Here is a 12800-nt window from a genome sequence, read left to right on the forward strand (position 1 = left end):
CCCAGCCGACGTTCCCTCCTGCTCGGCGCCACCGCCGCGGCCGGCACCGCGATACTTGGCGGCTGCGACCGCCTCAGCGAGACCGACTGGTTCCGGCGCACGCTCAAGACCGGCGAGGACGCCAACCTGTTTGTGCAGCGGCTGCTCCTGACCGAGCGGACGCTCGCGCCCGAGTACGCCGAGGCGGACATCTCGCCTTGGTTCAAGCCGAACGGCACCGAGGACCCGCCCGACAAGGCCTACAAGGCGCTGGCGCGGCGCAAGTTCGCGGACTACCGGCTGGAGGTGGGCGGCCTCGTCGAGACCCCGCTGAAGCTCTCCCTGGCCGAGCTGCGCAAGCTTCCTTCCCGGACGCAGATCACCCGGCATGACTGCGTCGAGGGGTGGAGCTGCATCGGCAAGTGGACCGGCGTGCCCCTGTCCGAGATCCTGGACCGGGCACGGCTCAAACCGCAGGCGCGCTACGTCGTGTTCCGCTGCGCCGACACGATGGACCAGGGCGAAGACGAGGGCGCCGAAGGGGATGGGACGGAGGACGTCTCGTCCGGCGGCAACGCCAACCCTGCGATGACGAAGCAATCGGGCGGGGGTGAGGACAAGCGGGATTCCGGAGGCCAGCAGGGCGCCGAGGGAGCCTCCACCGGCGAGGAAGACCCCGTTCGCTACTACGAGAGCATCGACCTGGTGGATGCCTTCCACCCCCAGACCATCCTCACCTACGAGTTGAACGGAAAAGCCCTGCTCGTGGCGAACGGTGCCCCCCTGCGGCTTCGCCTCGAACGCAACCTCGGCTACAAGCAGGCCAAGTACGTGATGCGCGTCGAGGTGGTGGAGAGCTTCGCCGACATCGGCGAGGGCAAGGGCGGCTACTGGGAGGACCAGGGCTACGCCTGGTATGCCGGAATCTGATCTCCTGCGGCGAACGGACGACCGGTCAGACGCCGCGCTTAGCGCTCCGCGATGAGCTCCTTGATGCGGGTGGCGAGCGTCTCCAGCACGAACGGCTTGGTCAGGACCTGCATGCCGGGTCGGAGATAGCCGTTCCCCAGAACGGCATTCTCGGCGTAGCCGGTGATGAAAAGCACCTTCAGGTCGGGACGCCGCTCGCGGCCCGCATCGGCCATCTGCCGCCCGTTCATCCCGCCCGGCAGGCCGACGTCGGTCACTAGCAGGTCGATGCGCACGTCCGACTGCAGCACCTTCAGCCCGGCGACGCTGTCGGCGGCCTCGATGGCGGTGTAGCCGAGATCCTCCAGCACCTCGGTGACCAGCATGCGCACGGAGGGCTCGTCGTCGACGATCAGCACCGTCTCGCCCTGGCCGGCCTGCTCCACTTCGGCAAGCCTGCGCGCGACCGCGTCCTCGTCGGCCTCGCCGTAGTGGCGCGGCAGGTACAGGCAGACGGTCGTGCCCTCGCCGACCTCCGAGTAGATCCGCACCTGCCCGCCGGACTGCTTGGCGAAGCCGTAGACCATGGACAAGCCGAGGCCGGTGCCCTCGCCGGTGGGCTTGGTCGTGAAGAACGGCTCGAACACCTTTCCGATCAGGTCCGGCGCCATGCCGGTGCCGGTGTCGGTCACGCAGACGCTGAGGTACTGGCCGGGAGCGAGATCGTGCTGGCGGCCGCCGGCCTCGTCGATCCACCTGTTGGCGGTCTCGATGGTGATGCGACCGCCGTCCGGCATCGCGTCGCGGGCGTTGATGCATAGGTTGAGCAGCGCGTTCTCCAATTGCCCCGGGTCGATCAGCGCCGGCCACAGGCCCGCGAGGCCGACGACCTCAAGGTGGACGGCAGGGCCCACGGTGCGCCGGATCAGCTCCTCCATATCGGTGACGAGGCGGTTCACGTTGGTGGGCTTCGGGTCGAGGGTCTGGCGGCGGGAGAAGGCGAGCAGGCGGTGGGTCAGGGCGGCAGCCCGCTTGGCCGCGCCCTGGGCGACGGTCATGTATCGGTCGAGGTCACCCATCCGCCCTTGGGACATCCGGGTCTGCATGAGTTCCAGCGAGCCCGAGATGCCGGCGAGCAGGTTGTTGAAGTCGTGCGCGAGGCCGCCGGTGAGTTGTCCGACCGCCTCCATCTTCTGCGACTGCCGCAGGGCCTCTTCCGTCTTCGCGAGGGCCTCGGCCTGCCGCTTGCTCTCGGTCACGTCGCGTACGGACGAGTAGATCAGCCCGTCGCGCGGCACGGCGTTCCAGGACAACCAGACGTAATCGCCGTCCTTGCGGCGGTAGCGGTTCTCGAACGTGAGCTGCGCCTCCCCGCGCGACAGACCCTCCGCCGCCGCCACGGTCGCCTCGACGTCGTCGGGGTGGACAAAATCGAGGAACGGGCGCGCCTTCATCTCGGCATCGGTCCAGCCGAGCGTTTGCGGCCAGGCCGGGTTGAGGCCGACGAAGTAGCCTTCGAAATTGGCCACGCACAGCAGGTCGGACGAGGCCTGCCAGATCTGGTCGCGCTCGGCGGTCCGGGCGGCGACTTGGCGGGCGAGGTCGGCCTCGGTCTGCACCCGGACGGTCACGTCCTGCACGAAGATGTGGAAGCCGTCGACGCGAGCGTCGGCGTCCCGGCGCGGCAGGTATCGGATCTCGGCGACGCGGGGACGCCCGTCGCGGTGGGGCCAGTCCATCTCGAAGGTGACGGGTTCACCCGCGAGGGCCCGGTCGATGTACGGCCGACGTGCCGCGTAGGCGTCCGGCCCGAGCAGGTCCCGGACGTCCCGGCCGACAATCTCGCCGGCGGGGATAAAGAACCAGTCGACATAGGCCTCGTTGGCGAAGCGGTAGACGTGGTCCGCGCCGATGAAGGCGATAAGCACTGGAAGAGCGTCAGCGATCAGGCGCAACTCGCGCTCGCCGGCCTCGGCGCGCTGCTCGACACGGCGCCTCTCGGTGATGTCCGAGAAGAAGATCGCGACCCGGTGCGCGGAGGGTTCGCCGGTGCGCAGGGCCCTGACGTCGAACCAACGCCCGAACACGTCGGCGTAATGCTCGAAGTGGGCGGGCTCGCCGGTCAGCGCGACTTGGCCGTAGGTGTCGAACCAATGCCGCTCCAGGTCCGGCGCGAACTCGCTCACCCACCTGCCGGCGACGTCTGCTCCGGTCTGCGCGACGAAGGCGGGGTTGGCCTCGACGATGCGGTAGTCGATGGCGCGTTCGCCCTCGAACTTCATCTCGACGATGCAGAACCCGACCTCGATGCTCTCGAACAGGGTCCGGTAGCGCGCCTCGTTCTCGCGCAGTGCGACCTCCGCGCGTGTACGCTCCGTGACGTCGTGGCCCTCGACGAAGATGCCCTCGACCCGCCCGTCCGGGCCGGCGACCGGTTGATAGACGAAGTCAAGGTAGCGCTCCGTGATCGCCCCTCCCGCGACGGACTCGAGATCGAGCCTGGCACCCGTCGCCGTGTGAGGTTGGCCTGTGCGGAACACCTCGTCGAGCAGGTCGACGTAACCCTGGGCGGCAGCCTCCGGCAGTGCCTCGGCCACGGTACGGTCGGCCACGTCGCGACCGTCGACGATGCGTTGGTAGGCGGCGTTGGTCAGCGTGAAGCGGTGCTCGGGGCCGCTCAGGAGGGCGATGAAGCTCGGGGCCTGCTCGAACATCTGCGCGAGGGAAGCCGAATGCCCACGCAACCGGCGAACCTCGGCTTCCAGTTCCTCGCGGGACATCGTTCCCGGGTCCGGTGTGGGTGCGTGCATGCTGGCTCGATAGTTTCCGACCGCTTCGCCCGCGACGGGTCGGAAGATGCAAACTCAATGATGTGGTGGCACGGTCGGAAATGGCGGCCGACCGCAGCGGCGCGTGCGGTCAGAACGCGTTGATCGGACCGGGTGGCTGCGGTGCCGGCGGCTCCGTCGGCGGATCGCCCTCGGGCGGCGCCGGGTCCGGCGGCGGGTCGCCGATTGGTGGCAACGGCTCGTCCCCCGGGCGTGGCGTGTCCGATTGCATTACCTTGTCCCCTTGGCGCGTCCGGCTGGCGCGTCCGGCTGGCGCGTCCGGCTGGCGCCGAAAGATAACGCGCGCGGTCCCTGGCGGATGCGCACTCGCCCGACGCTTTCAACCGCGTGCATTACCCGTCAGCCGAACGTCAGTGCCAACCGCTCCCGCAGGGCCTTGCGCAGGGCCCGACTGAGGTCGGCCACCGAATAGGGCTTGCTCAGCAGCGGGAAGCCGTCGGTGCCTTCGGAAGCCAGCACGTGGCTGTAGCCGGAGGTCAGAACGACCGGCAAATAGGGCCAACGCCGCCGGATCTCCCTGGCCAGGTCGACCCCGTTCATGCCGGGCATCACCACGTCGGAGAAGACCACCTCGAACCGCTGGCCTGAGGCTTCAATCTCCGCCAGGGCGGCCTGGGCGTCTTTCCCCCAGACGGCCTGGTAACCGAGTTCGCCGAGCGCTTGCGTGGCGAAGGCGCCGACTTCGACGTTGTCCTCGACGACCAGGACCGGGGTGCCGTGGCCTTCGGGCAGCGGTCCAGGATCGTCACGCACGGGTTCCCGAGCCGAGCCATCGGCGGAGCGGGGGAGAAACAGGGTGAAGGTGGTCCCGACGCCGACCTCGCTGTCGACCGCGACGTCGCCGCCCGACTGCTTGGCGAAGCCGAACACCTGGCTCAAACCCAGCCCGGTGCCGTGGCCGACGCCCTTCGTCGTGAAGAACGGCTCGAAGATGCGTTCGAGCAAGTCAGGCTCGATGCCGCCGCCGGTGTCGGAGACCGACACGGCCACGAAGTCGCCCGGCACTGCCGGGTGCGAGCGCAAGGTCGGGATGCGGTCGGCGCGCCTGACCGCGATGCGCAACCGACCCTCGCCCTGCATCGCGTCGCGGGCATTCACCACGAGGTTCACCAGCGCGGTGTCGAACTGGCTCGGGTCGGCGTCGACGTGGCAGGGCAGCCGCTCGCCGTCCGCATCCTGGCCTGCATCGGTGTCGGTTTCGACGCGGATGCGCGCGCCGGTGAGCGTGCGCACCATGTCGGCGATGGCGGCCACCGACTGCGCGGCATCGAATACGGTCGGGCGCAGCGCCTGCCGTCGCGCAAACGCGAGCAACTGGCTGGTCAACTTGGCGGCACGGTCGACCGTGTCGGATATGGCGTCGACGTAGCGGCTCCGGCGCTCCTCACTCAGGCTCGGTCGCTTCAGGAGGTCGGTGGAGGATTTGATGACGGTCAGCAGGTTGTTGAAATCGTGCGCGACGCCGCCTGTCAGCTGCCCGACCGCTTCCATTTTCTGCGATTGCCGCAACTGCTCCTCAAGGGCCCGACGCTCGGTCACGTCCCGGCCGGTGGCGTGGAAGCGGTCCCCCTGCGGGATGGCGTTCCACGAAATCCAGCGGTAACCGCCGTCCGCCGTCCTGAAGCGGACGTCCAGGTCGGAGAGGGGCAGGCCGGCGCGCAGCATCTCGAAGGCGCGTGACGCGGCCTCCTGGTCGTCCGCATGCACGAGGCTGTCGATGCGCACCCCGACGAGGCTGCCGGCCGGCCAGCCGAGCGTCTCGGTCCAGGCCGGGCCGACGGCGCGGATACTCCCGTCGAGACCACAGACGACGAGCAGGTCGCGGCTCGTCCGCCAGACCAGGTCGCGTTCGACCAGGTTGTCGCGGTCCCGGGCCTCCCGCCGCTCCTCGCCCTCCTGCCTGACGGTGGCGTCCTCGAACAGCACGGCGACCCGGTTCTGCGCTTGGCTGCCGATGCGCACCGCATGCACGTCGAACACGCGCCCCAGCCGGGACGCCGCGCCCCTGAACCGCGCGTCGCGTCCCGTGCGGGCGACCTCGCCGTAGGTGTCGAACCAGTGCCGCTCAAGCTCGGGTTCGAGCTCGCGCATCCATCGGCCCTCCGCGTTCGCGAGCCCGGACTGGCGCTCGAAGGCGGCGTTGACCTCGACGAAGCGGTAGTCCTCGGCCCGGCCTTCCCCGTCGAACCGCATCTCGATGATGCAAAACCCGGCCTCGCCGTCCTCCAGCAGGCTGCGGAAGGAGGCGCCCCGCCGGACGGCGTTGCCCTCCTGCCCCCGGAAACGCGTGAGGTCGAGTTGGCTGCCGAAGAAGAACAGCAGCTCGCCGCGCGGGCCGAAGACCGGGCTGACGTAGAGCTCGTTGACGAAGGGGCTGCCGTCGCGCCGGTAGTTCAACAACTCCACGACCACGTCCCGCCGTGCCGCGATGGCATCCCGGATGCGGGCGACGTGGGCTGGGTCGGTCTCCGGACCCTGGAGGAAGCGGCAGTTACGTCCGATCAACTCCTCCGCCGCGTAGCCGGAGAGTTCCAGGAAGGCGCGGTTGGCGAAGACGATGGGGTTGTCGGGGAGGTTCGGGTCGGTGACGATCATCGCCATCCGCGTCTTGTCGGCGGCGGTGAACAGCAGATCGGGCCTGAGGGTCCCGACGCCGGCCTCGCTGGCGGTCGAAGGTGCGTGCGGTTCCTGACCGGCACGCAGGCGGGCGACCTCCGCCAGCAACTCGCTCTCGCGCCGGCGCAGCCGCTCGACCTCCCCCCGAAGATCCTCGATGCTCATGGCCTGGATCTCTAAAGGGCGTCCATTCGGGAACCAACGCCCTCGGGGGCGACAGAACGGGAATCGGATGCGGCCTTTGGTCGGGTCGAGGCCTCGTGCGGTTTGGCCGAACAGGAAATCGACGTCATCATCGGCTTTCGGTCCTCGCCGACACGGCCCGGTCGATGGCGGCGTGGAAGCGGCTTTCAATGAATGGGCGTTCGACGAAGGGAACGTGCCCGGGCAAGGCCTCTGGGCGAGGCGTCACTTGTGCCGACACGACGACGACGGCCACGTCCGACCGACGGCGGGTGAACTCGCGCGCGAGCGCCAGGCCGTCCATCGTGCCCGGCATGCGCACGTCGGTAATCATCAGGGTGACCGTGCCGTCCAGACGTTCCAGCGCCTGGGCGGCGTTTCCGGCCTCGACAACGGCGTAGCCCTTCGCTTCGAGGAGGTCGCGGACCTCCAAGCGGAAGAGCATCTCGTCCTCGACCACCAAGGCCTTCTTCGCGTCCGGGGCATCCGTCATGGCGAGCGGCAACGGCCCGCGCGATCCTTCGTTGCGTCGCCCCGTCAAACGACCGCCTGGAAATCAGCCAGCGCCGCCTCGACGACGCATGCCACACCCTCCGGGCGGTAGTCGAGGGCAAGGCTGGCGTTAACTTGTGCCGTCAGCCCACGCTCGATCAGCCGCGACCCGAACCCTTTTCGCGATGGCGGCACGACCGGTGGACCGCCAATTTCTATCCATGCGATGCGCAGCCGCGGCGCATCTCCCGGCCCAACCAGCGAGGCCGTCAACGCGACCCTGCCGTGGGGTACGGACAGGGAGCCGTACTTGACCGCGTTGGTGGTCAACTCATGCAGGGTCAGGGCAAGGGACAAGGCGGCCTTGCCGCCGATCTCGACGTCCGGCCCCTCGAACGCGACGCGCCGCCCCGCCGATTCCTGGACACCGACCCCCTCCCGGACCACTGCCGCCAGGGAGGCGCTCTCGGCAGCGCCGCCGAGGAGCACGTCGTGCGCCTTGCCGAGCGCGACCAGCCGGCTGCCCAGAACCTCGCGCGCTGCCTCCATGTCGGTGGCGCCGCGCAGGGTCGAGGCGGCGATGGCCTGCACCATCGCCAGCAGGTTTTTCATGCGGTGCGAGAGCTCCTGGTTGAGCAGGTCCTGCCGTTCCTCGGCCCGGCGGCGGGTGTCGATGTCGGACACGGCGACGACCGCGCCGACCATCGCGCCGGCCTCGTCGCGCATCGGCGCACCCGCGATCTCGATCCAGAGCCGGGTGCCGTCGCCACGCTGGTACTCGCAGCGCATCTCGGCGTGTTCCATTCCCTCTCGGATGATGCGACTGAGCGGGTACTCGGCGGCCTCGACCGGCCGGCCGTCCTCATGGAAGGCGACCCATTCGCCGTAGCTGTCAGCGTTGGGCGACGGCAGGATGGGATGGCGGAGGATCTCCTCCAGCCGCCGGTTGCCGGCGACGATACGACCGGACGGCGCCTCCGCGAACAGTATGCCGACCGGTACCGTGTCGAGCACGGCCCTCAACGTCGCCTCGCTGGCTTGCAGGGCCTGGCGGGCGCGGTGCTGTTCCGTGAGGTCGCGCGTGACGGTGCCGTAGCCGAGCTTGCGCCCGTCAGCGTCGCGCACGGGAAAGAGGTTGTACAAGACCGGGACCGCCGCCCCGGTGACCACGTGGCGGAAGTGTAGTTCACCTTCCCAGAAGCCGTCCCGCTCTACCGCCGGCAGCACCTCGTCGAGGACGCGCGCGCGCTCCTCCGGCACGAAGTAGTCTACGATGGGCATGGCCCTGGCCGTGGCGAGGTCGGGCAGTCCGATGAGGCGGCGGCCGGCCTCGTTGACGAAGTCGACGCTCCCGTCGGGGGCGGCCAAGCCGATAAAGTCCTGGCTCTGCTCGACCAGGGCGGCGAGGCGGCGTGTCTCGGCATCGGCCCGGCGCTGGTCCCCGACGTCGACCAGCACGGTCACCGCGGCCTGGATCGCGCCCTCGGCATCGCGCACGGGTCCGCTCGACACCTCCAGGAGGCGAACCTCGCCCGTCGCGGCGTTGCGGTAGCGCATCTCCTCGCCCCGCACCGTCTCGCCCTCCCGCAGGGCGCGGAGGGTCGGGTACTCGGCCGGCTCGTACCTTTGACCGTCCGGGTGCAGGGCGCCGTAGGAGACGTATCGGGCGTCGCCCTCCGTCTCGAGCCCATGGCCGAGGATCTCCTCGGCCTTGGCGTTCAGTGACGATGGCATGCCTGCCTCGGCCCCGGCGATGGAGATGCCGACGGGGGCCTGGCGGAAGATGGACTCCAGCAAGCCGCGCTCAAGCCCGAGGCGGCGCTCGCTCTCCCGCATGGCGTCCTCGGCCCGCTTGCGCTCGGTCAGGTCGAGCATCGCGCCGATCATTCGGCAGGCCCGGCCCTCGGCGTCGCGCATAACGTGGCTGCGGTCTAGAACGTTGGCGTAGGAGCCATCCGCGCGTCGGAAGCGGTACTCGTCCGTCCAGGTCGTACCGATGCCGTCGATGACCGCGTGGATCGACGCGTCGATGCGTGCGCGGTCCTCGGGATGGATGTGCGCGATCCACCAGTCGCCGGTCGGGTCGACCGTCTCGGTTGCGTGGCCGTAGGCCTCGGTGAGTGCCTCGTTCCAAAGGACGTGGTCGGTGGCGAGGTCCCAGTCCCAGATCGCGTCGTTCGTGGCCCGGGCCGCTAGCCTGTAGCGGTCCTGGCTTTCCTGGAGGCGTGCGGCGGCTTCCTTCTGCTCTGTCCGGTCGCGCAGGATCTTCACGAATCCGATGGCGGCCTCTGCCTCGTCTCGCAGGACCATCATCTCGCCATTGGCCCAGAAGCGCTCGCCGTCGCGGCGCAGGTGCCAGCGCTCGTCGACGCCAGTGCCAGTCTCCAAGGCCGACTGCATCTCCTTGGCCGGGATGCCATCGCGCCGGTCCTCGGGCGTGAAGAACGCGTCGGCGGTCTCGCCGCACATCTCCTCGGGACGCCAGCCGAGGATGCGGGTCGCGCCCGCGTTCCAGTCCGTGATCCGGCCGTCGAGGTCGAGCAGGATGATGGCATAGTCCTGCGCACTGTCGAACACGGCGCGGCGTCGGTACTCGGTCAGGGCTGCCGCTCGGTTGGCGGCGCGCTCGCCGGCCTCGGCAAGGCCGGAGGCGACGGAGCCGGCGAGGACGCCGAGCACCTGCAGATCCTCCTCCGCGAACGCGCCTGGGCGGCTGGATTGCAGCTTCAGGACACCGACCACGACCCCGCCGCGGCGGACGGGCACCAGCATGCACGAGCGCTGGCGAAGCCGCTCGGCCAGTTCAGGATCGACCCGGTCATCGCCCAGGACATCGGGGACGAGGAGCGGGACCCCTTCCCGGTAGCAGGCACCCGCGAGGCTTCCCCGAAGCGGGACACGGAGGCCGAGATGCGGCACGAGGCTCTCTGTGACGGCGCGGTAAACCAGGGCATCTCCCTCGCGGATCTCGACCGTGCCGGCCTCGGCGGCGGGGACGGCGCGCATCGCGCCGGCAAGCACGGCTCGGAAGCTCTCGTCGAGGTCGCCACCCGCCGCAGCGACGCCGGCCAGGGTCACGGCGACAGCCTCGCCCTGACGCCCGGCGCGGTCCCGGTCCGATCTGGAGCGGCGCAGCAGGAGCTGGTCCATGACCTGCCGGGCGAGCGCCTCCAGGTCTGCAACCTGCTCCGTGGAAAGGCCCCCCGGGCGCGGGACGTGGTCGATCACGCACAGGCTGCCGAGCACCTGCCCGTCGGGCGTACGAAGGGGTGCACCGGCATAGAAGCGCAGGTGAGGCTCGCCGGTCACCAGCGGATTAGCGCGGGTGCGCGCGTCGCGTGTGAGGTCCGGGATCTGCAGGACGCCGGGCTCGGTCAGCGCGAACTTGCACACCGAGCGGTCGAGGTCAGTCTCGCAGGATGGGAAGCCGGCGCGGGCCTTGAACCACTGGCGGTCGTGGTCGACCAGGCTGACGAGCGCCACAGGCGCCGCGCAGAGGCGACGAGCGAGATGGACGATGTCGTCGAACCCGCGCTCGGGCGGGGTGTCGAGGATGTCGAACGCGGCGAGCGCGGCCAACCGCGCGTCCTCCTCGACCCGGGCGGGCCGCATGACTTGGTTCACGGGGTCGCGTCCTTCACGAGCACGGACGGGGGACGCAGCCGTTCCGGCTCGCCGACGTCGACGGCGACGATGCGGCCGCTCGGGGCGTAGACGGCGCCCATCACCTCCTCGAAGTGCTTCCGCACGGCGGCGTGGCACTCGCACGAGCCGGCCTCGGCGCGCTCCCGGTCCGGAAGGGTGATGCGTCCGTGGCCGATGGTGATTAGGCGGTCGCGCTGCATGCGCCCGAGCACCTCGGTCAGGTAGGCGCGGCGCACCCCGAGCATGTCGGCCAGGAGCTCGTGGGTGACGGGGAGTTCGGGCGTACCGATCCGGTCCTGCAGGGTCAGGAGCCAGCGCAGGCATCGCCGCTCGATGGTGTGGGCGGCGTTGCAGGCAACCGACTGCAGAACCTGCGCCAGCAGGCAGTCGGCGTAGCGCACGAACAGGTCGCGGATGCCCTTCGATGCCTGCTTGGCCTCGGACAGACGCGCCGCGTCGATCCGGATGACCGGGCCGCCGACCTGGACGACGGCCTGCCCGAAGGCCGGCAGGTAGCCGTGGCTGACGACCCCGCCCATCGCGCCCTCGCGGCCCACGGTGGCGGTCTCGACCGACTTCCCGTCCATGAGCGGCACCACCAGCGTGACGACGCAATGGTGCGCGGGGAAGGTGACGTGGCTGACGTCGTCGCCGGCACGGAACAACATGTCGCCGCGCCGGACCTCTCGGCGTTCGGCGTGCGGTGCCAGGCGGGCGCGGTCAGCCGCGTCGAGAGCTTCGAGCAGCAGGTTGCCGTCGATGGCAGGCGAAGGTCGGATGTTCACGGGGGATGGTCGCAGTGCTGGCCGTTGGTTGTCCACTAGCGGACTTCCTGGCGCGAAGATGTCCGATACCTGACAAGTGACGCCAAAGTCGTCCAGGGAGGCGCCGTTTTTCCCGAGCTGACGGAGGCTTCGTTACCTCCGAACGGTCAGGGTTGTCAGTTGAGGTCAGGAAGCCGACGCCGCGGAGGCGGGAATCTGTCTAGCCACAAGCGGTGCAGGCAGACGGAACCGGAAGCTCGTGCCCCGGTCGACGGCGCTCGTCACGGTCAGCACGGCGCCCTGTCGCTCGACGAGGTCGCGACACAGTAGCAGGCCTAGCCCGCTTCCCCGCTCGCCCGCCGTGCCGTTCGTGGTGGTCCGCCTGTCCAGACGGAACAGGTCGTCAACCTTGCCCGGCGGCATGCCGACCCCGGTATCCGTGACGGAGATCTCGACGTCGCCCCCATCCTTGCGGCCCGCGACGGAAATAGTCCCGCCGGGCAGCGTGAACTTGACGGCATTGCCGACAAGGTTGCGCAACACCGTGGTCAGCATGTCCCGCTGCGCACGGACGATGATCCCGCCGCAGGAAACCTCGATGGTCAGCCCCTTGTCCGAGGCGGCTTCCGCCGCGCCCCGCACCACCTCGTTGGTCACGGCTTCGAGGTCGACGTCGGTCAGGGTGACCGCCATCGTATCCATCTGCAGGCTCGCCCAGGAGAACAGGCTCTCCAGCAGGGCGTAGGCTTGCGTCGCTGCCTCGTGGATACCCTTCGCCCGACGCTCGATGGAGGCGGGCTCGCGCGCCGCAACAGCTTTCCCGAGAACCTCCGACAGGCCAAGGAGAGCCTGGAACGGGTTGCGCAGGTCGTGGGCGATGATCGAGAACAGCAGCGACTTCTGTCTGTTCAGCGTGTCGAGCTCGAGCGACTTCGCCTCCGCCTCGCGCCGCGCGGCGGCGAGCTCGTCCTGGAACGCCCGACGCGCCTCGGCGAAGCGTATCGCCCGGGCGAGGCCTGAGGGCGTGACCTCGGCCTTGTCGAGGTAGTCCAACGCGCCGGCTCGCATCAGCCGGGTCGCGAGCTCCGGATCGGCCTCGCCGGTCAGCATCAGCACCGCCCGCGCCTCGCCCTCCGCCGCGAGCAACGTCTTGAGCAGAGCGAAGGTGTCGATGCCCGGCAGCCTGTAGTCGAGCAGCACGCAGTCGAAGGTCGCCTCGGAGGCGAGGAGCAGGCCTTCCTCGCCGCCGGACGCCTCGGTCAGGGTATGCTTGAGCCCCGACTTGGCGAGCGCCCGCCGGACGGCCGCACGGTCGACCGCATCGTCGTCGATCAGGAGGATGCGGGTCGGGTTCGTCACAGCG

Annotated in this window: 7 protein-coding genes; 1 reads left to right on the top strand and 6 read right to left on the bottom strand. The window is 69.6% G+C overall.

All coding sequences use genetic code 11. The annotated features are described in order from the left end of the window. The coding region (locus tag AAHG09_RS28090; RefSeq protein WP_412760102.1) for a molybdopterin-binding protein at positions 1 to 909 on the top strand (909 nt) is incomplete at its 5' end. A gap of 38 nt (positions 910 to 947) precedes the next feature. On the opposite strand, the gene AAHG09_RS28095 is transcribed toward AAHG09_RS28090, so the two are convergent. From AAHG09_RS28095 to AAHG09_RS28120, 6 genes are all read right to left on the bottom strand, one after another. After that, complete coding sequence (locus AAHG09_RS28095; protein ID WP_342110995.1) at positions 948 to 3668, bottom strand: hybrid sensor histidine kinase/response regulator; 2721 nt, start codon at positions 3666 to 3668, stop codon at positions 948 to 950. 408 nt (positions 3669 to 4076) lie between these two features. Next, the gene (locus tag AAHG09_RS28100) at positions 4077 to 6518 is read right to left on the bottom strand and encodes a PAS domain S-box protein (RefSeq protein ID WP_342110997.1); all 2442 of its coding nucleotides are present in this window, start codon (positions 6516 to 6518) and stop codon (positions 4077 to 4079) included. Positions 6519 to 6645: 127 nt separating this feature from the next. Then, entirely contained in the window at positions 6646 to 7041 is a 396-nt protein-coding gene (locus AAHG09_RS28105) for a response regulator (RefSeq protein WP_342110999.1), read from the bottom strand. A gap of 32 nt (positions 7042 to 7073) precedes the next feature. Beyond that, positions 7074 to 10652, bottom strand: a complete 3579-nt coding sequence (locus AAHG09_RS28110; protein ID WP_412760103.1) for a PAS domain S-box protein — start codon at positions 10650 to 10652, stop codon at positions 7074 to 7076. After that, entirely contained in the window at positions 10649 to 11458 is an 810-nt protein-coding gene (locus tag AAHG09_RS28115) for a Crp/Fnr family transcriptional regulator (RefSeq protein WP_342111001.1), read from the bottom strand. The genes AAHG09_RS28110 and AAHG09_RS28115 overlap by 4 nt, the downstream gene beginning before the upstream one ends. Before the next feature lie 165 nt (positions 11459 to 11623). Then, positions 11624 to 12796, bottom strand: coding sequence for a hybrid sensor histidine kinase/response regulator (locus tag AAHG09_RS28120; RefSeq protein WP_342111003.1), 1173 nt, complete (start codon positions 12794 to 12796; stop codon positions 11624 to 11626). Positions 12797 to 12800 lie beyond the last annotated feature (4 nt).

Source organism: Methylobacterium guangdongense (assembly GCF_038442355.1).
Taxonomy (GTDB): domain Bacteria; phylum Pseudomonadota; class Alphaproteobacteria; order Rhizobiales; family Beijerinckiaceae; genus Methylobacterium; species Methylobacterium guangdongense.

Coding starts and splice junctions, on each gene's coding strand:
- AAHG09_RS28100 (WP_342110997.1), bottom strand. CDS start 6,518: ATGAGCATCGAGGATCTTCGGGGGGAGGTCGAGCGGCTGCGCCGGCGC.
- AAHG09_RS28095 (WP_342110995.1), bottom strand. CDS start 3,668: ATGTCCCGCGAGGAACTGGAAGCCGAGGTTCGCCGGTTGCGTGGGCAT.